This window comes from Bombiscardovia apis (assembly GCF_033095945.1).
GTDB lineage: Bacteria > Actinomycetota > Actinomycetes > Actinomycetales > Bifidobacteriaceae > Bombiscardovia > Bombiscardovia apis.
In genome coordinates this window covers 979,193-1,002,953 of sequence record NZ_AP026800.1, presented here as the reverse complement: position 1 = coordinate 1,002,953, position 23,761 = coordinate 979,193, and the positions used below count along the sequence as shown (strand labels likewise).

General features: G+C 49.5%; 21 protein-coding genes and 1 pseudogene. 12 read left to right on the top strand and 10 right to left on the bottom strand.

From position 1 onward, the window contains the following. The 4 genes from R8377_RS03900 to R8377_RS03885 all read left to right on the top strand — a co-directional run bounded on the left by R8377_RS03900 (position 1) and on the right by R8377_RS03885 (position 3,930). Entirely contained in the window at positions 1 to 666 is a 666-nt protein-coding gene (locus R8377_RS03900; RefSeq protein ID WP_317642196.1) for a hypothetical protein, read from the top strand. Between the two features lie 9 nt (positions 667 to 675). Continuing rightward, positions 676 to 1,332, top strand: a complete 657-nt coding sequence (locus R8377_RS03895; protein ID WP_317642195.1) for an ABC transporter ATP-binding protein — start codon at positions 676 to 678, stop codon at positions 1,330 to 1,332. Positions 1,333 to 1,475: 143 nt separating this feature from the next. Beyond that, positions 1,476 to 2,495: an adenosine deaminase gene (add, locus tag R8377_RS03890; RefSeq protein WP_317642194.1), complete on the top strand. Its 1,020-nt coding sequence runs from the start codon at positions 1,476 to 1,478 to the stop codon at positions 2,493 to 2,495. 229 nt (positions 2,496 to 2,724) lie between these two features. After that, positions 2,725 to 3,930: an MFS transporter gene (locus tag R8377_RS03885; protein WP_317642193.1), complete on the top strand. Its 1,206-nt coding sequence runs from the start codon at positions 2,725 to 2,727 to the stop codon at positions 3,928 to 3,930. A gap of 28 nt (positions 3,931 to 3,958) precedes the next feature. Here R8377_RS03885 and R8377_RS03880 read toward each other — a convergent pair whose 3' ends face one another. Further along, positions 3,959 to 4,315, bottom strand: a complete 357-nt coding sequence (locus R8377_RS03880) for a hypothetical protein (protein ID WP_317642192.1) — start codon at positions 4,313 to 4,315, stop codon at positions 3,959 to 3,961. A 210-nt stretch (positions 4,316 to 4,525) separates the two neighbouring features. Between R8377_RS03880 and R8377_RS03875 the strand changes: the two genes are divergently transcribed. Both R8377_RS03875 and R8377_RS03870 read left to right on the top strand, forming a co-directional pair. Continuing rightward, complete coding sequence (locus tag R8377_RS03875; protein WP_317642191.1) at positions 4,526 to 6,439, top strand: DUF6541 family protein; 1,914 nt, start codon at positions 4,526 to 4,528, stop codon at positions 6,437 to 6,439. 104 nt (positions 6,440 to 6,543) lie between these two features. Continuing rightward, positions 6,544 to 7,992 (top strand): polysaccharide deacetylase family protein, encoded by a 1,449-nt coding sequence (locus R8377_RS03870; RefSeq protein WP_317642190.1) that lies wholly within the window; start codon positions 6,544 to 6,546, stop codon positions 7,990 to 7,992. 99 nt (positions 7,993 to 8,091) lie between these two features. Here the strand turns inward: R8377_RS03870 and R8377_RS03865 are convergent, their stop codons facing one another. Together R8377_RS03865 and R8377_RS03860 are read right to left on the bottom strand one after the other, a co-directional pair. Then, entirely contained in the window at positions 8,092 to 8,418 is a 327-nt protein-coding gene (locus tag R8377_RS03865) for an MFS transporter (RefSeq protein WP_317642188.1), read from the bottom strand. 160 nt (positions 8,419 to 8,578) lie between these two features. Further along, a complete protein-coding gene (locus R8377_RS03860) occupies positions 8,579 to 9,082 on the bottom strand; it encodes a hypothetical protein (protein ID WP_317642187.1) in 504 nt (167 codons plus the stop codon). Between the two features lie 307 nt (positions 9,083 to 9,389). On the opposite strand from R8377_RS03860, the gene R8377_RS03855 reads away from it, so the two are divergent. Beyond that, entirely contained in the window at positions 9,390 to 10,070 is a 681-nt protein-coding gene (locus tag R8377_RS03855) for a hypothetical protein (RefSeq protein WP_317642186.1), read from the top strand. Further along, complete coding sequence (locus tag R8377_RS03850; protein WP_317642185.1) at positions 10,060 to 10,557, top strand: hypothetical protein; 498 nt, start codon at positions 10,060 to 10,062, stop codon at positions 10,555 to 10,557. The genes R8377_RS03855 and R8377_RS03850 overlap by 11 nt, the downstream gene beginning before the upstream one ends. A 43-nt stretch (positions 10,558 to 10,600) precedes the next feature. Here R8377_RS03850 and R8377_RS03845 read toward each other — a convergent pair whose 3' ends face one another. The 3 genes from R8377_RS03845 to R8377_RS03835 all read right to left on the bottom strand — a co-directional run bounded on the left by R8377_RS03845 (position 10,601) and on the right by R8377_RS03835 (position 14,494). Then, the gene (locus R8377_RS03845) at positions 10,601 to 13,009 is read right to left on the bottom strand and encodes an ABC transporter permease (protein ID WP_317642184.1); all 2,409 of its coding nucleotides are present in this window, start codon (positions 13,007 to 13,009) and stop codon (positions 10,601 to 10,603) included. Then, a complete protein-coding gene (locus R8377_RS03840) occupies positions 13,003 to 13,704 on the bottom strand; it encodes an ABC transporter ATP-binding protein (protein WP_317642183.1) in 702 nt (233 codons plus the stop codon). Before R8377_RS03840 ends, R8377_RS03845 begins: the two co-directional genes overlap by 7 nt. Before the next feature lie 163 nt (positions 13,705 to 13,867). Then, entirely contained in the window at positions 13,868 to 14,494 is a 627-nt protein-coding gene (locus tag R8377_RS03835) for a TetR/AcrR family transcriptional regulator (RefSeq protein WP_317642182.1), read from the bottom strand. 343 nt (positions 14,495 to 14,837) lie between these two features. Here R8377_RS03835 and R8377_RS03830 point away from each other — a divergent pair, with 343 nt between their 5' ends. From R8377_RS03830 to R8377_RS03820, 3 genes are all read left to right on the top strand, one after another. Continuing rightward, on the top strand, positions 14,838 to 16,073 hold the full coding sequence (locus R8377_RS03830) for an MFS transporter (protein ID WP_317642181.1): 1,236 nt from the start codon (positions 14,838 to 14,840) through the stop codon (positions 16,071 to 16,073). A gap of 272 nt (positions 16,074 to 16,345) precedes the next feature. Further along, positions 16,346 to 16,828 carry a zinc ribbon domain-containing protein gene (locus R8377_RS03825; protein WP_317642180.1) on the top strand — a complete coding sequence of 161 codons (483 nt, stop codon included), beginning with the start codon at positions 16,346 to 16,348 and terminating at the stop codon, positions 16,826 to 16,828. A 102-nt stretch (positions 16,829 to 16,930) separates the two neighbouring features. After that, the gene (locus R8377_RS03820; protein WP_317642179.1) at positions 16,931 to 17,464 is read left to right on the top strand and encodes a ClbS/DfsB family four-helix bundle protein; all 534 of its coding nucleotides are present in this window, start codon (positions 16,931 to 16,933) and stop codon (positions 17,462 to 17,464) included. 231 nt (positions 17,465 to 17,695) lie between these two features. On the opposite strand, the gene R8377_RS03815 is transcribed toward R8377_RS03820, so the two are convergent. After that, the gene (locus tag R8377_RS03815; protein WP_317642178.1) at positions 17,696 to 18,661 is read right to left on the bottom strand and encodes a hypothetical protein; all 966 of its coding nucleotides are present in this window, start codon (positions 18,659 to 18,661) and stop codon (positions 17,696 to 17,698) included. Between the two features lie 430 nt (positions 18,662 to 19,091). On the opposite strand from R8377_RS03815, the gene R8377_RS03810 reads away from it, so the two are divergent. Then, complete coding sequence (locus tag R8377_RS03810) at positions 19,092 to 19,601, top strand: hypothetical protein (RefSeq protein ID WP_317642176.1); 510 nt, start codon at positions 19,092 to 19,094, stop codon at positions 19,599 to 19,601. Positions 19,602 to 22,295: 2,694 nt separating this feature from the next. Here R8377_RS03810 and R8377_RS03805 read toward each other — a convergent pair. From R8377_RS03805 to R8377_RS03795, 3 genes and pseudogenes are all read right to left on the bottom strand, one after another. Next, positions 22,296 to 22,709 (bottom strand): hypothetical protein, encoded by a 414-nt coding sequence (locus tag R8377_RS03805; RefSeq protein WP_317642175.1) that lies wholly within the window; start codon positions 22,707 to 22,709, stop codon positions 22,296 to 22,298. Continuing rightward, positions 22,706 to 23,083, bottom strand: a pseudogene (locus R8377_RS03800) (methyltransferase); the annotation flags it as partial. The pseudogene R8377_RS03800 and the gene R8377_RS03805, both read right to left, overlap by 4 nt. A gap of 361 nt (positions 23,084 to 23,444) precedes the next feature. Then, entirely contained in the window at positions 23,445 to 23,753 is a 309-nt protein-coding gene (locus R8377_RS03795) for a radical SAM protein (RefSeq protein ID WP_317642174.1), read from the bottom strand. Positions 23,754 to 23,761 lie beyond the last annotated feature (8 nt).

The following is a 23,761-nucleotide window of genomic DNA, read 5'->3' as shown; positions in this document are numbered from 1 at the left end:
ATGGACAAACAAACTAGTTATTCCGACACCCTCAGAGAAAGAGTACTCTCACGCCTTGGCCTACTAGTAATATATTTGGTGGTTTTTTTCTCTTATCTATCGCGCTCTCCTGACACGGCCACTTTTATTGGTATGTTTCCGAAATCTGTGTCTGAAACCGATCTTCTATCAACTTTCGATTTCACAGTCTTTTCCTTTTTAGAGTTTGGTTTGTTGCTGAGTTTAGGCCAGCCGCAGTCTTACCTGCTGGAAGACAACTGGCTGGTCTATATAAGACGGCGTCGGGGAGCGGAGCGATATATCAGATACATAGGGCTAGTGCTCCTTTATGCTTTGCTGTATTCAGTTCCTCAACTGTTTATTATGTGGGGTCTCATGCCGCAAACTCGTTCCCTGGGAAGTCTGGCAGATTTTGTTTGTGGTTTGTGGATGCTTATAGTGCTACTGCTCGTCGCAGATGCTATAGCGAGCGCAGGCAATCGTATTGTCGGTTTTCTTGTCAGTACAGTCTTGGCGTATGCATACAGCGGACTATCAGATGTTCAACACTTGTTGCTTGGACACAGTTTGGCGCATTTGCCCAATTGGATTCCAATCCTAGCTATTAGCACAGTGCTCATACTCATTATCAATTACCAGTTCTATAAACGATCAGAAATACTGTAGGAGGCCATCATGTTTGTCAGCGTAGAAAATCTTAGTAAGTCTATAAAGTCCAAGAAAGTTTTAGAAGAAGTAAACCTTTCCTGTGAGCAGGGGAAAGTCTACGGACTTGTAGGGCCTAACGGGTCAGGTAAAACGATGCTTTTGAGAGCTTTATGCGGTTTTATCCGTCCAGATAGTGGCACGATAGTTGTGAATGATAAACCGGTAGAGTTTAACAAGGGATTGCCAACTAAGACCGGTATTATCATTGAAACACCGGGGTTTATTGGCAACCAGAGTGCTATGTGGAATTTGGAATATCTTGCAGGGCTTGACAACGGCTGGGATCCAAAAGAAACCCTGCGCCTCATGAGCCAGTTTGGTTTGTATGAGCATCGCGATGAAAAAGTGAAGTCATATTCGCTTGGAATGAGGCAGAAGTTAGCTATTGTTCAGGCTTTAATGGAGAAGCAAAAGCTGGTTTTGCTCGACGAGCCGACTAACGGCTTAGACAAGGCTTCGGTTGAGACATTTCTCGGTGAAATGGAACACCAGAAGGAGCAAGGAACCACTATTGTGATTGCTTCCCATCACGACGATGAAATAATGCAAGTAGCAGACTCTGTCTTCACTATAGAAAATGGGCACATATACACGGACTCTAAAAGGCTTGAAAACGCCCGTTAATATTGCTATATGCCGCGTACTCTCGGTTTTACTAATGAAACGGCAGCTTGTAGAGCTTATATTACGAAGTTAACATAAGCGATTCGTAAGTTTGATAATCTAAAGTTGCCGTTTCTGTTCATCCAACTTTTAGGGGTATCGTCATGACGGCTTGTGAAATTAGGGCATTTATCGACCAACTACCGAAGGCTGAGCTTCACCTGCATGTTGAGGGAACGCTTGAGCCCGATTTGAAGCTGAAATTGGCCCAGCGCAATCATATTGATATAGGTCAAACTACCGTGGAAGAAGTCCGCAAGACGTACAATTTCCACGATTTGCCATCATTCTTAAGCGTGTACTACCCAGCTATGGAAGTCTTGCAAACCGAGCAGGACTTTTATGATTTGGCATACGCCTACCTGCAAAAAGCCGCAGCAAATACGGTACGACATGTAGAGATGTTCTTCGACCCCCAGGCCCATACGAGCCGGGGGATTTCTTTTGCCACCGTGATTACTGGTTTGCACAAGGCAGTCGTCGATGCGCAAGACTTGGGAGTGGACGCCGCACTGGTTATGTGTTTCCTGCGAGATTATTCCAAAGAGTCAGCGCGCCAAACCTTGGCAGAGGCCATGCCCTATAAGGATTGGATTGTGGGTGTGGGCTTAGATTCCGACGAACACAACAATCCACCCCTCAAGTTCGCCCGCCAGTTCGAGGATGCGCAGGCCGCTGGTTTGCATATTACCGCCCACTGCGATGTGGACCAGAAGGACTCTATCGAGCACATTAAGCAGGCCTTGGAGATTATGGGCGTGGAGCGTATCGACCACGGAACTAACATCGTGGAAGATCCTGACCTAGTAGACTTCGCGGTTAAGCAAGGTATTGGCATCACTTCCTGCCCGCCTGCTAGGACAGATACCTCTCCCAAGATGAAGGGCGAGGCAATTTTGGAACTCTTGAGCAAGGGCGCCAAAATCTGTGTCAACTCAGACGACCCAGCCTATTTCGGCGGCTACATCAACGATAACTACTACGCTCTAGCCAGCCAATTCAACCTCAGCAAAGAACAAATCGCCCAACTAGCCCGCAACTCTTTCGAAGTCTCCTGGATACCAAGCCTGCAAAAAGCCCACTACCAATCCCAAATCGACACCTACCTCTCCAAGGATAAGTAAGCCTAGAAAGCCAAGCCTCTGCCTCAAGCTGCTGTGCTTGTATTCTCCTAGACAGCAGCTTGTGCGATGAGGATATTCTCGCGTAGACTGAAGCAACACTAAATGTGCTGAAAGAAGGACAACCCATGAAGCCTGATTACTAGAACCATCACGAAGCTCAGCAATACCAGGCCTCGTCAGCTGAGCAGGGCAGCTCATGCTTGAGCCTGACTGGCCGGAGGTTTGAGCTATGAAACAGTGGCTTGCTTCAGCCTCTATATTGTGGCGCTCGCCTGCACTTGCAATACTTGCAGTGGGCCAAATTGCCACGTTTTTGCTCTTCTACTCACCAGTTTCCACGGTGTATCTTGCTTCACGTGGATTAGGCTACAGCCATATTTTTACTCTGGAGAGCATTCTCTTATTTTCCATTATGATTCTGGAGATTCCCTCCGGCATCATCTCCGACCGTATAGACCGCCGCTGGCCTCTTATCGCTGGTTTTGCACTCGATGCTGCTTCTAAAGTATTGTTTGCTCTTGCTCATGACTTTTTCGGTTTCGCTTGTTCGTATAGTCTCAGCGGGTTCAGTATTGCTCTACTCTCTGGCATTTTTGAAGCATACGTGTATGAGCAGTTGGGGGAGTCAGCCGATACTCAAGCGGTCTCTGTTTTTGCTCACCTGAGCGTATTAGAGTTGCTTGCTGGACTGCTATCCTCACTGGCAGGCGCGTGGCTGGCCCAGAGCAATCTGGCCTATCCTGCATACGCTACAGCCGTCGCATCAATCATGGGTGCAGTACTGATGCTACAGCTACCTGCTTCGCCTGCGCCACAGAACGAAGGCAAGCTCTCTGCCAGAACGTCTTGGAAAGATTTGCTTGCAGGATTGCGGCTCCTGTACAATTCACCAACACTTGCCTATGTAACTATTGGATCCAGCGCTTCGTTTGCGCTTTTCAATGCGGTATACACTCTAAATCAGCCGTTTTACCAGCGCAACGGGTTAGCAATCAAATATTGGGGAATGTTCGCGGCTTTGAGCCTTATTGCAGCAGCGGTCTACAACACCTGTGCGGCAGCGATTGAGAAGAAGCTGGGGTGTACCCTGGCGCTCTTCTCAGCTTTTGCGCTCGCTGGTTTAGGCTTTGCCATGATGATTCTTCCATCCGCCCTTGCAGTAGGACTAGGTATGCTCCTCATTGTGGCTGGGATGCATGGCAAAGCTCCAGTAGCAACGGCCTTGGCAAATCAGTTTATTCCTTCCAAGCAGCGCGCCACAGTGCTTAACATTGCAAGTTCTTTGGGAAGTCTGATTGCATTGTTGCTTAACCCGCTTATCGGCTGGGCTGCTGACAAGAATTTGCTGGCTACTGCGATAGCTGTCAGCATGGCACTGTTTGTATTCGCAACCCTCTGGCTGGTAATAGCAGGCAAATCAGATCAAAAAGGGTAGCACTAATCTACGATATGTACCGGAGCTGCTAGGCCGCTTGTCGGCGGGCGGTTGCGGTGAGGAGGGCTAGGAGGACTAGCCACAGGACTGCGTAGGAGAGGAGCGCTGGGGTGATGTTGCCGGTAAAGGCGTGGATTAGCTTGGCTAGGATGAGGGCTGTGGCGAAGCAGAATCCGGCAATGGTCAGGACTTGCTTTTTGCGGGTGCTCTCAACTTTAGCGAGCGACAGTGCGCCATACATGAGAACCCAAAGCAGGGGATAGGCAAAGAGGCTTACAGAGCTCAACGACAGGAAGCATGCTGCACTGATTGCGAGTGCCGTGGCCAAGCAGAAGAGCACGAAACAGATGGTAACGCTGGCATCGAGTCGTTGACGTGGTCTCATGGTGGTCTCCTAGTCCAGTGCGCCCCCACGCTTGATTACATCTCTTGTTCGAGTTCCCCCAAGGCTATCAGAGATAAACCCACTCAACAAGCAAGCATCCACGCTTTCCTATTGAATCGTTCAAACAGAAATTGGGTATAATTCGAGGCTTGCTACTAGCTCCTTCTAGCTGCTCGTTCTAATTACGCACCAGCCAGTAGAATCGAGCACATGAGGCAAGAAGACGATTCTCGTGAAAAAGCAGCTTTGGAGCATTCCCTGGGAAATGGGGGAGGGAGCGCTCGCGTGCTACGTCGGGCGGCCCTGCCTCTAAGCTCAGTCGTCGGAGTATTGCTTGCTTTCTCAATAGTCCTAACTTGGTTTTCTCGCTTCGGCGCGGCTTGGAATCTGCCTATTCACGAGATTGACGCGCCAGCCCACTATTACTTTATTCGTAAGATTTTGAACGAGGGCGTGGGTGCCGCCGGCCGACTGTGGCCCAATGATGCTTACTATCCGCCCATGTTCCACCTGTTGGCTGCGGGGCTGATAAAGCTGGGGGCGCTCTTCGGGATTCAAGTCAGTATCTATGCGGCTTTCAACATTATTTGGATTGCAACTTCTGGCTTGGTGTGGCCTGCTGGCGTGCTGCTCTTATCAACGTATTGGACTAGACAAGTGGACGGCCTTCAAAGTCAGCGTGCGCCAGGCGATGATGCTACTGCCAGCGCTTCCAGTCGCGCTCTCGGCTGGCGCCCATTCTCCTGTCTCATGGCAGTACTGGTGCCCATACTGGCAGTTTCCTCACCGGCACATCCTTTCACTATGTTGGCGGTCGGGCCGCTTATTGCATACGGCCTGGCTACGAGTCTTTTGCCTTTCTGGCTCTACGCGACTCTGCGCTTGCTGGACTGCTTGGCACAGCTGAAACGCACCCCAGCAAAGACGACCCTGCGTTGGCTGCTCATTACCGCAGCTTTAGCGGTGTTATGCCTTTTTGCGCATCCTAGAATCATTTTCACATGGCTCCTGCTCATGGTGCCGTTTATTCTCCTGCGCTTGCCTTGGAAGTGGATTGCGGGCATGGCCGTTCTCGTCTTACTCGGTGCAGTGGCTTTCCTCTTCTACATGAAAGCTTCCTACAAATCTAGCCGCTATGGCAATCCTGGAGACTGGTTCCACACCTATCAGCCCAATCGAACTGTGCCCGAAGCTTTGGGGCGCTTCATCACTGACAACGTATCTGGCCCGGCTGGTTGGGCAATGGCGGCGCTTGTTGTGACAGCTATTGTTATCGCTATCGCGCTAGTGGTGAAGCCCCAGCTCACTAGTCTTCCACACGCTCGGGTGCATGCTCTCGCTTTGTTGCTATCGGCTGCTCTTGTGGCCCTAGTATATGTCTGCTCCACCGCCTTGACTGGTTGGTTCCCGAATATCATGGCTGGGGCTTGGTATCGCACCGAAACGCGGCCACTGACCATTATTCCCTTCGCCCTTATACCGCTTATCTGCTTTGCCCTGTGTGCTATAGCTGGTATGCGCGTACCGGCTCGGCAGCCTTGGCTTACACTGTGCTCCGTCGTGCTAGTGGCCTTGGTGCTGTGTGGATGCCAGATTCACAATCCCGGCCGCCAAGAGCTCGCAGACCAAATTAACGAGAGCACTATTCTAGAAAACGAAGACCCTTATGAGCAGCTGACCCAATCTAAGATGCAAGTGCTCCGAGAAGTCGTTGCTATTACCGGCACGAAGGCCACTATTATTTCTGATCCGCTTAACGGTTCCATGTATGGCGCTACCGTTTTTGGTGCTAACATGCTCTATCCGATTTATAATCCGATGACGGAGAAGAACGGCGCCATTTTCATGCAGGTGGAGCAGGCCTTCGCGAGCGCAGACCCGGCAACGCTCCTCAACACCGTCTGCCTAGTAGAGCCTAGTGGGGAGAAGTATTTCCTGAGCATGGGCCCGCAGGCTCACAGTCTCAGTGCGTACACCTTCAAGGGGCAATACGATCCCTTCCACGACCAAAATCACATTCAGGCGTATCTAGAATCGGGCGCTTTAGTCAAAGTCGCAGATTTTAGCGCTCAGGGCTCTTTCGCTCACGATTGGGCGCTATATCGCTTTACTTGCAAGCGTTGAACTATACCGAGCGGCTTTACCCTTGGCATAACCTATAATGGTTGTATGTGCAAGGCAGCGCTACACAGGGGGCTCATTGAAGCAATAGTGAAATGAGTGTAGGTATGGCTGATGGAAGCTACGAACAGGGCCAGCCGGTTGAACAACCGACTGCTGGTGCGCTTGGTGCAGCCCAAATAGATCCGTCGCAGCGCAAGTCAGTCCGCAGGCGCAAAGTACTTATCGCAGCGCTGGTTATCGTAGCATTGTTGGGCCTCATGGCAGCTGTAACCTATAGGCCGCTGTATCGTTCGGTTCGACGGGCGGTAGCGGACTGCGTAGAATGGGGCAATTCAGCTAACATCAGTGAGGAGCATTTAGCTCAGCTTTGGGGTGATGATTCTAAACTCTTACAAGAAGCCGAGAGTCTAGCAGGCCAAGCTGATAGCTTAGGGCAACAGCAACTGAAGAAGGCCCAAACCTTGCTCAAAAGACAGCCACAAAACACATCGCCAGCACAACAAGAACGAGTGGCAAATTGCCAACCGCAGCGCCCACTGTGGAGCCTACGTAGGCAAGCGCAGACTTCTAAAGATACAACGCTCGAAGCTATTCAACAGATACAGGAGCTCAGCAAAACCTTCTCCCCAATAGAAGGCGCAGTGCTTGACAGAAATCCTCAGGCAACAGCAGTATCTCGGGGCAGACTCGATGCACTACTACCTGGCATGGATGCGCTCTTTGAGGATTCCAAGGGAGATGTCGATAAGGAAGTGGTGCGCGAAGACTTATTGAAGTCAATACAAGAAGCAAAGCTGCTGCTGTCTCGGGAGCCGACTCAAGTACTTCGCCACGAGTTTGAAGTAGTCAGACTGGGCTTGTACCAAGCGGCTGACATGGTAGTGCAATCGCAAAATCGCAAAGCAAGCATTGATTGTAGCCATCAAAATTGCATGGCGCTCACTTTTGACGATGGCCCTAGCCCGGTCAGTCTTGACATACTTAGCGTATTGCAAGAAAAGCATGCAATAGCTAGCTTTTTCTCAATCGGTCAACAAATTGATACTAACGGCAAGGATATACTCACCGAGATTGGCCAACGAGGTTTCCCAGTGGGCAGCCATACTTGGAGCCACGCAGATTTCACGAGTATAACTGCCCAACAAAGCCAGCGGAAAGAATTTGTAGAAACTGCTACTGCTATCCGCTCAGCTACTGGTCGACCAGTCAACTTAGTGCGCCCGCCGCATGGTGCAGTCAACGAGGAGAGCCGCACTAATCTCAGCGACCAACTCGGGGCGGGTATCGCTCTTTACAACGTCGACAGCTACGACTGGTCCGCCCAGGCCAGCACTCTTTCCGTGCAGGAGAAAGTGCTGAGCCAAGCTCGCCCTGGTGCAATAATCCTCATGCATGACGCCTACCAGCACACGGTAGATGCCCTCCCGCAAATTATTGACCAGCTTAGAGATAGCAACGACAATCTCCGCTTCGTCACGATCCCTCAACTCACCGGAGAATACCCCCGAGCCGGCGACATCTACTACTCCCGCACCAACATCTTACGTATGTAGGTTCTCCAACCGTTCGTTAAGCGTCTCAAGCTGTCGTTCAAGCGTTAAAAATGGTTGTATAGCTTGCTCTAAGTGGTGAAATTCTGCGTAGTGTCCGCATTATTCCATGCCGTATCGAGCAGGGGTATCATCGCTGCTGCTGAGTAAAGCAATTGCCAACACGGTTAAGCCTGAAATGAGATCAGAGAAGATGCTAAACCTTCGCGGACCCAGCCAGTCAATCAACACTCCACTCAAGGGGCCACCAACGACGACAGGTATAGTCGCAACCGCTGTGGCGAGGCCGACATCGGCAGCGCTACCTCCTAATGACCGCACTAAGAAGGGCATAGCGAATACGGTTATAGTGTTGCCGATGACAGAGAACGTGTGTGCGGCAAGTACTGAGCTCAAAGCGGTTGTTGTAGCACTTAAACGGGCACTCATCGTAGGCTCTTATACAAACGAACAATCAAGTCTTGGGGGGGGGGGCAGTAATGTGTATGTCATTACTTCACCCTACTCGCCGCTCAGAGTAAGTCTTCGACTTGGACCACATATTGAGATAGAGGAAGAACTCTGTAATCTGCCTAGTCATACATCACAATCACTCGTAAAGTCGCGAATGCTGTGAACGGTTTACTCGTAGAAACCATGGGTGCTGGCGGTGGCTAGGGTTTTGCTTTTGAGAGCTGCGAGGAGTTGGCGGTAGGTAGGTTGGGGGCTGAGTTGGAGAGATCGGCTGACTGCGTAAGCGGTGAAGCTGTAGCGGTGGGAACTTCCCTTTTGGAGGTTTGGGCCCTCGATAGCGGTGCCAACCGTAGGCCAGGCCTTGCCGAGCCTGACCAATGTCGGGGTTGGTGCCGTGAGGAATGCTGGAAGGAATAGTGTCAGCCACGGGCAGGTTCCAGATAAGCCAATGGGTCATTGAACCAAAGAGTGGGTGAGATTCGTCTCGTAATACCAGTGCTAGGGTCTGCGCCTGCTCAGGCAGGTTTTGCAGGCGAAAGCTGGGGGAGAGGTCTTCTCCGCGGCCGGTATGGTCAATCTTGAAGCGCTGGTTTTCATCAATTCCGTCGCATATCAGCGTAAACGGAGCCTGAGTAGTCATAATAACCTAGCCTTTACGAAGGCGAACATCTTTATATATGACATATAGTAGCCCTCTGCCACCTCAACCCATGCATCAAGAGTAACGTCCGACATCTTTAGCGGATATAGTCACCATCGTTATCAATTATCGGTCCTCCGATGCCAGAAATGTGTTATGTGCTGGCTAGTAGGGCGCTTATGATGTACAGTCAACTCTAAGGTCCGTTTAGGGTTCAGGTACAACAGCTGTGCAACTGAGTCGATAATGACTAAAAGTAGGAAGTTGGGCTGGAACAAGCACTATTTACCAACGGAAGAGATGCACAATGAAAGAGGAACGAAAGAACGTTAATACAGCCGGGGATGCCTGGGAACCGCTTGCCTTTCACTATCAAGTCATTGGCCGTTTCACGCTGGGGCTTATATATCTTGTGGTAGAGCTGCCGATTGCTTGGGTTTTGGGGAAGCTGATAGATGTAACATATCTTCCCCTTGGGCGCTTAACGCAGTATATAGTTGTCTCCACAGTAATTTGTGCTGTCTGTAACGCCAGTTTAATGCGCCACTGGTGTATAAAAGAGCGTCGTGATTTACCGACTGGGAAGGCAGAAATATTTGCGGAGATAGTTGCAACAGCGGTAGCAACTTGGGCAGTAGGGTATTGGCTGGCAGACACATGGCAGCAACAGTTAGCAATGAGTGCTTTACTTGCGTTAGCAGTGCTGGCTGACAGGCTCATTTTTGCTCCAGACGCAGGCACACCTGACGACGTGCGAGACAAAGTTGCACAGTCACACGTTGTTTTACAAAATATGGCCGCAGACATTAAGAAAGACAGGCGAAATCAGGCCGCTCAACGCCTCGACCAATTCAATAAGGAGCACGGCGTCAACCGGTTAGGTTGGCATCCATCTTCTGTAGACGAAGACAATGACCAGCAAGAAGTGTCGGAGGCTAAAGATATCTCTCATGAAGCTGGTGATGACGGGGGTGAGCATGACATCTGATGACAACAAATCGGGATGGATAGTATCGGATACAGCTATTGGAATAGGATTCTTTGGGTCTATTGTCTTGGGGCAGGTGCTTCCTTTTTCCGGGGGAATTAGTTTGGCTCATGCTGTATTGCCATGTGGTAGCTGGCGGTCGTGGGTACACGGGTGGGCTGCCGTATTGGGAGCAATTGGTGCTTTCCTCGCTTTCTTCGTAGCTACTGACGTAGTAGACAGCGTTATTACCATGCTGTTTCGCAACAATTTCGGCAAGAGTTGGTCTACAACAATATGCAGCGAAGTTACGGGCATGCTTATCCTAATGGGCTTGCTCTACCCATTCTTTGAAGATACTCGCGCCCTGCTACCAGCCGCACTAATGACCACCGCACTCTCCCTACTGATGAACTTCTGCCTCCTCAGACTCTTTGACTGGCTCGAAAAGCGGCAACACAGCAGTGGCCCTGACGAACACAGACGCAGTTCACCCTCCGAGTCCTGAAGAATCTAGGACTCGGAGCTGATAAAACCGCGCCAAACGACTCTTACTCGCCTGCCATTAAGGCCTGTGCCATGTCGATACGTTTGACCCGACGACTCACTACGAGCGCTACCAATACTGAGCTGCCTAATGTCAGGAGGCTTGCCAAGCCAAGATCGGTGGGAGAAAGCTCAGGGTTAAAAGCCATCGTCGAAGAAGCAACCGAACCTAGGTATATCTTGAGGAAAGCTATTGCGGCAGGAATACCGAGCAGCCAGCCAATTACCGACAGAGAGCAGTTCTCTCTGAGAATTGAAGAGCGAATCTGACCTTGGCGGAAGCCTAATACTCGCATAGTGGCATATTGGCGCTCTTCTTCCGAGTAGTTGAGCACACCCAAGTTGTAGAGCACTACCAAACCTAAGAACAAGGCAGCCAGTTTGAGCATAGCGAATATGCTGGCAAATGAAGCTACGTTTTGAACCAGACCATCCTTTTGAGAATCAAAGCTGGCTACGCGCAAGACACCGTCCACATCTTTCAGACCGCTCTCGGAAGTGCCTAGTAAGGCAGCAGTGGGATTAAATGTCTGATTGAGTTCCTGAGTCCAGACCTGCTGCGAGATAATCAAGCCTTGGCTCACCGGGGCATAGGCAACCGCGTGTATCGGCACCTCTATGTAGCTCTGGCTTGACGCTGTTCGCACGGCGAGTTTGTCTCCGGGCTTGACACCTAGCGCTTGGGCAGCTTGCTGGGTGAGTACGGCTCCCTCGTCCAGGTTAATTTGTTTTCCTTTGCTGTCGGCGATGGAAACAAACGACCCGGGTCCAACCACATTTAAGAATGCTGTCTGACTGTCATCGTCGCGGTATTGCATCGGCTGCTCTTCAACCCACTGTACCGAGCCGGCGTCTCCGCTGTTATTCGCAGCGTTCTCGACGTTAGCCTGTACTTGCTCACTGCGTGCAGGATCCGCTGTTGCGCGAGGATCGAGGGTAACTTTGGTCTGGTACGTGTACTGCTTGCCGTACAGTAAGCCAGGCATATTCTGGGCTGCACTTTGAGCACCAAACCCAGCACACAACAGGACCATACAACCCATTGAGCCTAAGAGACCCATGAGCGTTCTGAGTTTGCCCTGCTGCATGTTGCGCATAGTCCACCGCCAATTGCCGGAGGTATGAGCCCAAAGGTGGGGGAAATGCTCCAGGAGCGCTCGTGGCGTAGCCTTACTTGATGTGCTCGAAGTGGTGCTCAATTCGAGGCCAGGAGCTCGCTTGACACCAGGTCCGCAAGCAGCGAGGGCAGCCAGCATGCACACAGAAACCAGCATAACAAGCACCAGCCAAGCAGACGGCTTAATGGCAACCGACCATGATGGCAGCCAGTAGGTTTTCTCGTAGACCTTCATAATCACTGTGCTTACCGTAAATGGTGCCAAAGCAAAGCCTACGACGGCACCCAGTCCAGCTACGATGAGCGCATAGGAGCTGTAATGGAGGCGGATGGTAGTTTTTGAAATACCAAGCGCTCGCATAGTGGCAATTTGTAGGCGTTGGATGCCAATAAGGCGAGAAATAGAAGTCAGCATAGTTGACAATGCCACTAGGGCAAAGAGAGCCGAAAACAGAGTAGCAATCATAATAACCTTGCTAATTCGACTCTGCAGCGAGCTGGTTTGCGCTCTGGTGTCTTGGAAGGAGAAGGAAACGAAGCGTTCTCCCAACTGACTGCGTAGTTCATTTTCTAAAGCTCTATGTTGGAAGCTTTGATTCTGCTCGGATGCCTGCTTTACTCGCAAGCGTACGGTTGTGTATGTAGGTACCCCTTGAGCTGGAGCGAGCAAAGCCAAGTCGGTGTAAGCGAAACCAAAACGCTGATGATTAGGAACCGACGTGTCGGGATCAGCGGGGTAGAGGTATTCGGCCGAATGAACTAGGCCTTGAACGGTCCACTCAAGCGTCTGTTTTCCTATCTGTAAGCTGATATTGTCGCCCGCCTTCCAGTCATGATCATAAGCAAAATCAGCATCGACCCAAATTGGGTGCTCTGCTGTATGCTGCCCATGCTCGTTTGTGCCTACCTGAAAGTCAGCGCCTTCTACCGTGTCGAGCTTCGGTATATCCTCGCGGTCTACGGCATTGAGCTCAAGAGTGGAATCGTTGGAATCTTGACCGTTTTCGGATTGCACAGCAGCGGAAAACGTCTGCCCAGCGTAAGCTTGCGCTACGGTATCCAATCGTCGAATAGCATTTACATCATCGTCTGTTATAGAACGGCCATTGAGCCAGGCATCCGCAGGCTGGCTAGCTTCGTTGTAAGTGTCAAGCGAGCGCTGCATGCCGTATCCGGCTGAGGTAATACCCACAAAAACCAGCATGGTAAGCATAGCCATTATGAAGACGGAGAGGAACTGGCCCCACTGACTGCGAATGTCTCGCAACGTTTTCTTGAAGAGCATGTGCGTTACCATGTGATGCTCTCCATTTCTACCGGATTTGCATTGGTTTCAATGCCAACAATATGACCGTCTCGCAAACGAATAACTCGGTCTGCCGCTGGCGCAATGGCCGCGTTGTGGGTAACAATCACCACGGCTTTGTGCTCGACTCTGGCCATAGATGCCAGCAGTATCAATACCTTCTTACCAGTTTCGCTATCGAGAGCTCCAGTTGGTTCGTCGCATAAGAGCAGGCGCGGATTCTTGGCCAAGGCCCTAGCTATCGAAACTCTCTGTTGTTCTCCACCGGAGAGCTCTGCGGGAAAGTTTTTTGCTCTGGCTTTAAGCCCAACTGATTCGAGTAGTTGCTGGGGCGATAGGGGGTTCGAGCTGAGACCTGCGGTCAGTTCAATGTTTTCTAAAGCGGTGAGGTTAGGAATGAGATTGTAGAACTGGAATACAAAGCCCACTTGCGTACGGCGGTAGCTGGTTAAGCCTTTTTCTGAGAGTCCGCACAAATCTTGCCCGTCTACATATAGGGAGCCAGAAGTCGCTGAATCAATGCCGCCCAGCAGATTGAGCGTGGTACTTTTGCCAGAGCCAGACGGGCCCAAGATAATAGTGAGCTCGCTGTCTTCAATAGTGAAATCAACCGAATCTAAAGCGCGAATCTGTGAATCTCCAGCCGTATAGATGCGGCTGAGTTCTCTCGCTTCGATATAAGACATGCCTAATCTTCCTTTGTTCAAACCAGTAACTGCCCTTGCGCAGGCAGAGGCAGGCACTGTTGGTGAGTGTGCGGTTTGTACAAAAGAAGAAGAGGGAGAGCGCTCGCAAAGATGCCAACGCTCAAGCAGGCTACCGAAATGAATGCGACTGGTTCTGGAACCCTTAGGCGGGCAGCCCCAAGAGCTGACCGGCGTAGGCCTTAACCAGAGTCTTGACATGGTCAATGGACTCTGACTTCGGGTCTCGCAGCCTACGGCAGATGGTGGAAGTGCCTGTGCAGAGCAGTTCAGCTATGCTTTCAGGCCCTAACTGCCGGCTCAATACTGTCGAAGGCAGTTGGCCTCGGTTTAAGCCCGAGGCTATTGCGCTCGACATGGCAGGCACTATCTTGGCGAAGAGCGAGTCAATAAAATACCTATCGAACCTGCCCTCCCAGTCCTTGCGTTCCTCGGTAGAGGGGAAAATTCGAGTGATAGATTCCCAAGCCTGACCTACACATGCCAGCACCGCATCAATCTTGCCGTTCATATCCTGACTTTCATCTTCTAAAGCCTGGACAAGAGAGCTCGCATAGGAGCCCATATACGAGTCCATGCAAGCGTTGATGAGGTCATTTTTCGAGTCGAAATAGTAGTAAAAGACACTGGGGGAGACCCCCTTACCGCCGTTAGATGCCTTAATAACATCTCTCAGTGACGTGTCTTCTACTCCCTTGCGTCGAAAAAGCTCAGTCGCAGTATCAATGAATTCTTGCCTCTTCTGAAGGTTGTCCTTCTTTCTTGCTGTCATACAAACCATTATAGAACATGTTCTAAAACAACAACCATAGAACACTGTTCTAGTTGTGTCAAATGCCAGGCGAAGGTATGTGTGCTATAAACGACTGAGTCAACTATCTTTGACCGTTGGCTTTGATTTTCGAACATTATTGATTGATAAGTGCATATCATTTGCTGCAATGCGTAAAGCAACGATTTGTTGTAGATTGAAATAATTGGGAGGAGCGGGCACAAAGCTGAGACAGTAGTTTCTCGTGTCTATGAGGAGATTTGCATCTGACTCAGCTAGTGCCCGAAATAAGGTTTTTGAGACGCTCTCTCGGTTGGGAGCTTACGCGAAGGTGCACGTTTGTATGGATTCAACAATGCTCAGCTACTGGGGGCGAATACGCACAGCTTCCTTTCTTTCGCACATCGGCAACGGTGTGTCATCTTCGCTTATTCTGTTGTATTTGGCCGGTCATTTCCCAGCTGAGTTTGTGCCTATACCGACTGCCTTCATGCTTATCGCCATGTCGTGCGGTGCCGCTTGCGCTTCGGCTCTCATTCGCCGGTTGGGTGCGCTCAAGGTAATCATATTAGGATATAGCGTATTAGCCCTTGATTTAGTGGTCCTAGCTATGGCCGCTCAGTTTGGGGCGAGTGAAATAACAGTGGTCTGTGCCTTTGCGGTAAATGGGTTTGCTGCGGGCGCCACTATGGCACCAGTGTCGGTCTTATGGTCTCATCTGGGAGCAGGGGAGAACCGGACGAAAGTGTTCGCAACCAACGCGATTCTTAACCGCACCGGTCTTGCTATCGGTTCCGCTATCGGCGGCATGTTTATCGGATTGAATACCTACGCACTTGGGTTCTGCCTAGACGCACTATCTTTTGTTTTGGCTACAATCACATGGGTTTCGTGCAGTAAAACTCTTCGGAATGTTGGGCAAGGTCCGATGAGTAGAAGCTACAAAAACCGACTCTCTGCGCGTGCATTATTGAGTGACATGTCGCAAGCCTGGCGGGTAGTGTCATCTCAACGCTGGTTATTTGTTTATCTTATTGCAATCAGCATTACGGCTATACCATTCGAGCTCGCATCATCGGCTGGCGTTCCCAACACGTTAACCCAGACATATACCGCGCAGCAAGCAGGATTATGGGCAGCTCTGCCTGCTTGGGCTTTACTTGCTGGGAATGTAATTGCGCGCTTATGCCCGAATATTCGCCTTCCCGGATTGTTGTTGCTTGTAGGTGACGCCTTAGTTGCTACAGCTTATTTTGCACTGTCGATACACCTTAATATCACTATCGCAGTCCTACTGCTTTCCGTCGGAAGATTCAGCCTGTCTATAGGAACGCCTCATTTGCAAGCGTATATAGGCAACCATTTTCGGCCCTCTGACCAAACGCGGGTGTACGCCCTGCTCGATGGGGCGCGAACCTTCCTCGGCCCTTTCGGCCTCTTCGCAGGCTATGTCTTACTAACACTGGCCAATGCGCCGACCATCCTGTTCTACTGCGCCATTATCTGCGTCGTCATAACAGCATTCTCAGCATTCGTGCCAGGTATCGCCACCTTTGCTGCGAATAAACCAACCAAATAGTACATCCCGGCTGCGCGATAGTGTCTTCCCAAAGCACGTGAGACTTCACCATGGTCTGATTTGATGCTCTTTTCACGGTTGGCCTGTTGGTAGTTTTGGGTTAATACGCTTAGCTAGTTCGTGTCAGACGATGATTTCTCACTCTGTTTGACCCTTACTTAATGCTTTATTTGGACGCAACAATTTGTTGCACCGTGGCAGAGAGCAGTCAATCGGGAAGTATGATTAATCCCAGCGGCATCTGCCTGTGTTTTCATCTGGAAAGGATCCTTGTGGCTATCAAAGACGTTCTTCCCGTACTACGTAAACAAGAAAATATGACCCAAGCAGAATTGGCTGCGCAACTCTATGTCACCCGTCAGGCGGTTTCCCGCTGGGAGAACGGTGAAACCGAACCCAGTATCGACATGGTCAAGCTGATCGCTTACGTCCTCCAGGTGCCTGTAATCGAACTATTTGAGGCTCCTGAAGGTCCGATTTGCCAGTCGTGCGGAACCCCTTTCTCGGTGCCAGACATGGAGCGAAGCACGAACGGCGACGGCAGCAAGAATCCCGACTACTGCCAGTGGTGCTATCAGTCCGGTGCCTTCACGCAGGAGCAGATGGATGATCTCATCGAAGCGAACGTTCCCTATTTCGTTAAAGCCACCGGAATCTCGCCAGAAGTTGCGGTCTCCTATCTGGGAGCCTTCCTTCCCAATCTCAAGCGTTGGCAGCACAAATCCCACTCCCAGCGAGTGCATCTGGACGGCTAGGAAAGAAGGGCGAGCAATGAACGCCTTATCTGATATGCCCAACGTCGAGACGGAATATACAGCAACTTTGCGGATTAGACTCTGCAACTAAGGAGAATTACAATGGCTCGACCGACCACCAAGACTGATCTGATTGCTGCGGCTGATGAGACCTACCATAAACTTATGAAGTTGCTCGACTCACTGTCTCAAGAGGAACGTACTGGCAACTTTTCCTTTGACCTTGTCAAGGAGAAAGGAGCCCACTGGGGCCGCGATAAAAACATACGCGACGTTCTCGTTCACTTGTACGAATGGCACCAGTTGCTCCTCCACTGGGTCGAGGCGAACCGGCAGGGGAAGCAGCAGAACTTTTTACTTGAAGGCTATAACTGGCGTAATTATGGCGATATGAATATTGAGCTACGAGACAAGCACCAGCAAACGTCATACGAAACCGCGCTCGCCTTGTTCAGTGAATCACACGAACAGGTCATGGCATTAGCTGGCTCATTCAGTAATGAGGAACTTTTCTCTAAAGGAGCCTTCCCATGGACCGGCGGCTCGACTTTGGGTTCTTACTTCGTCTCCTCAACTTCAAGCCACTATGAATGGGCTCTCAAAAAGATTCGTAAGTATAAGAAAATGTGCCAATAACCGATACCGCTACTCGACTTTTAAAGAATTCGTTACAAAGACAAGCATGTCTATTAAGTAAGTATTTAGCGGTTGTAGGCGACCATGCTCTGTTTGGTCCGCCAAGTGGCACAACAACTTCGATGCGGTAGACGAATCGTCCGCAGTAATAAAGAACCCCTATGTGACTAGGAATAAGAATTCTCTAAGATAACCCTTGAGGTTTTATAACTTTAGGAGATTACCATCTACTTACATTGCGTCAGAACATACTGCATCATGTCCTAATTCTCCTGTGCAAACCATTACCAATTCGTCGTCGCTGTTGTTCGGTGCAGGTGCAGGTTGTTGTGGGTCTGGCGCTTGTGGCGTAACAGGGGTTGTTGGCGCTTGCACGGGCCGATACGTGTTGTTTGACTGGGGCGCATAACCATTATTAGTACTGGTTGACTGGGGTACAGATCGCACACTCTCAGTTTGAGATTGAGCGGCAGCGTTCATATTGTCGTTAACTGCGCTCATGGTGCGCGTTAGATTCTCTACAGCCTTCGAGTAGTCGTCAGGAATCGCGGACTGAACTGCCGTAGCCTCGTTGATAGCCTTTTGTAAAGACTCACGGCACACGTTATCCGCAACTTTACCCTCAGAATCAGTAAGCAGCTTACTAGCTTCGTCATTCTTACTCGCGAGCGCTGCCCGGGCATCGTCTAGGCTTTTCTTCTCTTGCGAAGCAGTGACGGCTTTGATTTCTTTGTTGAGAGTTACCTTGAGCTGGTTGTATCGGGTTTCCAGTCTGTTGGCATTTGCGATGGTGCTGTTGAGTTCGTTGGTACTCATAGAAGATTTGCAGGTGAAGGTTATGTCCTGTTCTTTTACCTTGTTTACACTGGCGGTTAGTGCTGTGATGGTTTCCTTGTCTGCAACTTTATCTTTGCTGTCTTTTACTAGGTTTGCGGCTTGGTCAAGTATTGTTTGCGCTTGTTTAGCTTGCTGCTCGGCTTTGCTTGCTGCAATCTGGCAGTCTGCGAACGCCTGCTCATGACGATTATGCTGCTGCGCGCGATAGTAACCGATAGCAAGGCCTACAATCATGGCAATAACGACCACTGCGACACCGACAATGATAGCGATGCGCTTGCGGTTGTTTGACTGCTGCACCTGCACCGCAGTGGTGGCATCCTGCTGGTCAGGACCTGTTTGTGTACTCTCGCTGTCCATGCTCGCATTCCTTCTCTTAGAACGGTTCTGCTACCAGTCTATCGTTTAACAGTCTTGTATTACCCTGATGCTGTTTATAAGTATCAGTAAGTGCTCTTTAGTGTTATTCCTGGCATCCACACGGAAGCAGCAAAGCTTCACTACCCGAGTTTTGGCTGGTGCTACTACAGCGGACACCAATGCGCCAATCAATCCCCGCCAAGAACTACATAAAAACCAACAAAAACACAAAATGTTGTCACCGATTCAACTGATAGCATTCTTAGCGCCGATGAGCATGTTAGATCATTGGTAAACCTCATTCCGAAATCGTGTGTGGCGGTAGGAGTGATTGTTGTATAAAATGGCTCTATTCTGTATCGGAAATTCGATAAGAGTTGGCTTCATGTATCCGGTGTCGAAGCGGTTCTTAGGATAAAGGGTCTTACTCATGAAATTACAGCATAAGGTGCTAGGTCTTATAACTCTCATACTGTCGGCATTCACTATTATTTGCTTGGTAATGTCTCTATCGGCCTGCGGTGCAGATTCAGGAACACTTTCACATGGCAACGCTGAAATGTCCGCTACTGAAGGCGCCGAAGTAAAGAAAACAGCCAAGACTTATTTTCGGCAGCTCTATGCGGGCCAAGGAAGAAAAGCTCTTGAATATGCAAGTCAGGATTGTACGAACGATCATAATTTGGCAGACAAATACGCGACCTTCCAGAGCATGGCTCGCATCGAGAAGAAATTTGACAACAAGCTCGGAAACACCAATCTCGAAACTATCGAGAAGAGTATCGAGCAGGGTTCCGTCAAACAAGGCGATAATGCTTCATCTGCGGTACTCGTAACCGATGCTCTCGTGGATTTAGGCTTCGCGAATGAAAGTAGTTCATGGAAAGTAGATCATTCAACTGCAAAGTCAGTAATTGAAGGAGGATTCCTAAAGGAATAACCCCGAGTTGTGTTTACTTGTTTAGCGGGGTGTGAGTTCATAATTGGTGCGGTATTCATTGTTGTAGCGTTACTCGCTATTTCTATTTCCAGATATCATTGGTATAAGTACATAAGTCAAGCAGAGAGCTAGCAGACTAGAAAAGATTCTGTGGTTCAAATGCGCTTAATTCATGGCATACAAAAAATTCCAAGGGGCGAACCCCTTGGAATCATTGCTATTTGTCGGGCCGGCGGGATTTGAACCCGCGACCCCTTGTGAGATAAGCCGCTGTTCTGGTACATGCGAGCTGCCTTTAACTGCTGCTAACTATCCAAGGAATACTGCCGATTCTAGCAGATTCCAAGTATTAACTGATACAAGCTGATACGGGTACTTATGGGTAGCGATGTGCCCGAAATGTGCCCGATTGGATTAGGCTGAAAGAACTGCCTCATGACACTCGCACAGACGGAACTGGCTTAGGGATTGGGAGAGGTGTGCCGGTCAATCCGACTCAGTCAGCCAGGTTGCTGGCAGTGCAAGCAGGAGGGCTCCGAGATTATCAGAAACATCGCCCTGTTTCGCGTGTGCGGTATGCATACGTGAACTTTTCGTGATCCAATTGGCAGAGGTTGCTCTGGTTCGGTATATCAGCTACCGATAGTCACGGTCGAGTAGCAGCGGCTAAACTTATACAGGCTGAGAGTGGGGCGATAAGAGAATTTAGTATTGCTCGGATACAACAAGAGCATGAACTTGAGAATGTGATGCCGGGGTGGGATGAAGGCACAGACACCATAGATGGCAAAATGTTTTGGGCGCTACTCATGTCCGATAGCACAGCGTTTTTTAGCGTACTTTATACAACGGTATCAGAAAGGCATAATGACGGGTGAATCGACTCCCATTCTTAAAGATATAGTAGTCATATTAGTGAGCATAAAAGGTAATGTCGTGCATAGGGATATGAAATCCGCCAACGTTTTCTACTCAATAGACATTGGCATCTTACCGACTTTGGCATATCGCATGACGCAGAGGAGCTTACTGAAACGTAACGAGAAAAGGCAGTTTTACCTGTTGCTATGCTGCGCCTGAACAGTGGAAAAGTGGTGCAACCGAAATGTATTCGTTCGGGGTCCTCGCCTACGAACTGCTGTCAGACAGCGCACCGTTTACCGGTCTTATCATTGAAGATCTTAATCATCAACATGTCTATGAAGCTGCTACCAGATTAGACATTGCTTCTCAACAGCTGTCGTTTCTTGAGGAAGAATGTTTATATAAAATGTCAAAAGCACGTGCCAATCCGCCAATATTATGCACAGGCTTGTTGCAGCCCAAGAAGCGCCGACTAGTGCTGACAAGATACGGCTGGCAGCAGTGAACTCTCAAGTCTCAGACGAACGAGCCGAGAGCATGTTTCAAGAAGCAGGCGAAAGGCAGCGAATCCGCCGCACCCCCCTTATCTTGTAATCAGTAATAGGAAGGTGTTTCACAATGACTTTTTTGACAGTATTCTTCATAGTTCTCGATTGTCGAGGATTTCGGCAAAAGGCAGAATCGTGGTGGTACTCGCAGTGGTGACTGCTTTGGTGATGCCGGCCTGCTTTGTATATTTGAGAGACAGGCAGTACAAACTGGCTCAACAATCTTGCAGAAATGTCTTCAATGAGAGGGAAGAGAGAGCAGGAAAAACGATGATCTGCTGACAAGCAGCAAAAACCACGAAGCGAAGAAAATAACATCTAACCAGGTCAATGATGTCAAGGCAGCAAGAAAATGGCTGATGAAAATGCTGCTAAAGCACCGTATTCTGTATCCTGCGACGTGGCTAGTGTCGATGAATTACGAGCTCATGATGAGAGTCTACGTCGTGATATCAGTTTGTTTGATGTGCGCAGCCGTGGGTTGTCTGGGGCTGTGGATTCTGTGTTGTGGTGTCTCGTGTTGGTGAGGCTTCCGGCCTGTTGGCTTCCAGAGATGGTCGGGTCGATGATGAGCAAGTGCGCGTGGATCTATCAGCGGCCATTGATGAGGCATCGAAGGTGCGCGATGACGCCAAAGCTGGGGTGAAGGACTTGGAGGAGACCGCCCAGGCGTTGAGTGATGCGATGGGCAGGGTAAGCGGTGGCGTTCAGGCTAGGGCTGATCGTGAGGCTCAGACAACTCAACAGACAGGGATCCCTCTTCGCCTTCACCGACCCCTCCCTGACCGCAGGCCATCATCGCCAAAGGATCCAGACCCAAGACTGCTGGTCCACCGCCACAGACACCATCTCTCTACGGGACCGCCACGATCGCTGAGAAGGGACTCCACGAGAAAAGGATGGGCAGGACGAAGCACCTGAACCCGCAACATACCTGAAAACAGACAACCATTAGACACACGTTTTGCTACATAACCCATAATGATTAACTAGACCGGATGATGAGTAGAAGAAGATATGCCAGGATTCTTCTCGTTAGGTCAAGATGGTATGGGAGCTAAATGTGGTGCGTTGGATGTTACTTTTACATGCACTCTCTCAACCATTTAACAGTACAGGAATATCTAATAAATCTTAACTCTTCCTCTCAAACAGATATGACTTTGGTGACAGTTAAGTAGTATAAAATGATGCTCTGTCCGAAACTCAAGTTTCAGGGCAGAGCAAAGTAGGGGCAAAATTCAGGAAGCTAGACTTCTTCGGAAGTGCTACTAAAAGCCGCTCATTCAATCCACCAATTGTTTGCGGAAAATTGGGAGTCAGAAAAGTCAACTATGTCTGTAAAAGAATGTTGAGAATTAGGCAGTTTTGGTCGAAGGGTTACAGCGTACATAAATAAAGCAGAACTTCCAGTGGTTAGGAATTTCTCGTACAGCTGCTCACATATATCACTAATTCTCTTTCCTGAGTGCAGCGTGATTGTTTGCGCGATAGCCAAAATCCATTCGCTATCTTGACTTAGCTCATGTTTATTAAGAATGCATAATTGAATATCGTAATCATGCTTGTAGATCTGCAACAAATCTGCCACAGCAGGACCGCTCTCGTCTCCTGTACACATCCCAATTGTGCTTAAACTACCATTTTCCGAGAGTCGGGGAAGACCTGTTTCCAGAATCTCTTGGGTTACCTTCAACCCATCGTTACCACCATCACCAGGTAACGGGTAATCAATCCTTGAGGTATTGGAACAAGAGGAGGATTCGCAATGATTCTATCAAATTGTCCTCGGTCTTCCGGGGTGAATGCATCTTTAACCGGACAACACCTTATTGTAATCTCTTCGCTGTATCCGTTCAAAGTGGCATTACATTTTTCTAGCGAGGCAGCTATTGGATTAATTTCGATAGATGTTACCCTGGAACCACTCTGGGCAGATAGCAAGCTTTGAATTCCTGGACCTGAGCAAAAGTCTAAAACTTCACCTGCAAGCTTGGGATAAAGCTGAATACGTGAGGCCATTGCCCATAAACCTCTCCACCTACCGTGGTTGAATTCACCTTGCGAAAATAGTCCTTTCTCAGATGGGTTGCTCGGCCTAGGCTAGTTATATTATTATCGGATATCCCGTAGAAAGTTCCATCGGACGCAGACGGTAAGTCACCTCGCAATTCAATGTCTTTGTAGACTTTTACTTCAGGCTCCCCTATAAAGTCCCTAACTGACGTAGGGGTTACCTTGCTTCTTGGTCCGCTGCATGTTGCTATTAGAACAGTTTTAAACCCTTTTCCTTTACAAGCTCCCCAAGCGGTCTTTACGTTTTCAAGTGGAATCCAAACAGCATGAAAATCATCGGTTGAAATGTTAATTTCTGTAAGCCCTACTTCACATAACGCTGATACCGTTTTTGTGCAGAAACTTCATTGTCGGCCTATGTTGCATTAGTGACAAGTCGTGTCGGTATATCATGCTCGGAACAATATGCGATCGCTTCGAGCAGATCATCTCCGAGTAAAGTTGACTCACCGCCAGTAAAACAGACCAGCTGCAGTTCTTCCTTTGCAGAGAAGTAATCTATGTAATCGGTTATCTGTTTTACAGACAACCGTTCTGTGCGGTCAGGCGAAGATTCCATAAGGCAATGGGCACATCGCGCCTCGCAGCGATCCGTCGTGACGATCGCAATTTCACGGATATCTTTATCTTGCAGGTATTTGTCAACAGTTATTTCTTCGTACATGATTCTCT

Coding starts and splice junctions, on each gene's coding strand:
- R8377_RS03840 (WP_317642183.1), bottom strand. CDS start 13,704: ATGTCTTATATCGAAGCGAGAGAACTCAGCCGCATCTATACGGCTGGA.
- R8377_RS03870 (WP_317642190.1), top strand. CDS start 6,544: ATGGCTGATGGAAGCTACGAACAGGGCCAGCCGGTTGAACAACCGACT.
- R8377_RS03835 (WP_317642182.1), bottom strand. CDS start 14,494: ATGACAGCAAGAAAGAAGGACAACCTTCAGAAGAGGCAAGAATTCATT.
- R8377_RS03900 (WP_317642196.1), top strand. CDS start 1: ATGGACAAACAAACTAGTTATTCCGACACCCTCAGAGAAAGAGTACTC.
- R8377_RS03855 (WP_317642186.1), top strand. CDS start 9,390: ATGAAAGAGGAACGAAAGAACGTTAATACAGCCGGGGATGCCTGGGAA.
- R8377_RS03880 (WP_317642192.1), bottom strand. CDS start 4,315: ATGAGACCACGTCAACGACTCGATGCCAGCGTTACCATCTGTTTCGTG.
- R8377_RS03845 (WP_317642184.1), bottom strand. CDS start 13,009: ATGGTAACGCACATGCTCTTCAAGAAAACGTTGCGAGACATTCGCAGT.
- add (WP_317642194.1), top strand. CDS start 1,476: ATGACGGCTTGTGAAATTAGGGCATTTATCGACCAACTACCGAAGGCT.
- R8377_RS03810 (WP_317642176.1), top strand. CDS start 19,092: ATGAAATTACAGCATAAGGTGCTAGGTCTTATAACTCTCATACTGTCG.
- R8377_RS03850 (WP_317642185.1), top strand. CDS start 10,060: ATGACATCTGATGACAACAAATCGGGATGGATAGTATCGGATACAGCT.
- R8377_RS03795 (WP_317642174.1), bottom strand. CDS start 23,753: ATGTACGAAGAAATAACTGTTGACAAATACCTGCAAGATAAAGATATC.
- R8377_RS03865 (WP_317642188.1), bottom strand. CDS start 8,418: ATGAGTGCCCGTTTAAGTGCTACAACAACCGCTTTGAGCTCAGTACTT.
- R8377_RS03820 (WP_317642179.1), top strand. CDS start 16,931: ATGGCTCGACCGACCACCAAGACTGATCTGATTGCTGCGGCTGATGAG.
- R8377_RS03885 (WP_317642193.1), top strand. CDS start 2,725: ATGAAACAGTGGCTTGCTTCAGCCTCTATATTGTGGCGCTCGCCTGCA.
- R8377_RS03815 (WP_317642178.1), bottom strand. CDS start 18,661: ATGGACAGCGAGAGTACACAAACAGGTCCTGACCAGCAGGATGCCACC.
- R8377_RS03875 (WP_317642191.1), top strand. CDS start 4,526: ATGAGGCAAGAAGACGATTCTCGTGAAAAAGCAGCTTTGGAGCATTCC.
- R8377_RS03830 (WP_317642181.1), top strand. CDS start 14,838: ATGGATTCAACAATGCTCAGCTACTGGGGGCGAATACGCACAGCTTCC.
- R8377_RS03895 (WP_317642195.1), top strand. CDS start 676: ATGTTTGTCAGCGTAGAAAATCTTAGTAAGTCTATAAAGTCCAAGAAA.
- R8377_RS03860 (WP_317642187.1), bottom strand. CDS start 9,082: ATGACTACTCAGGCTCCGTTTACGCTGATATGCGACGGAATTGATGAA.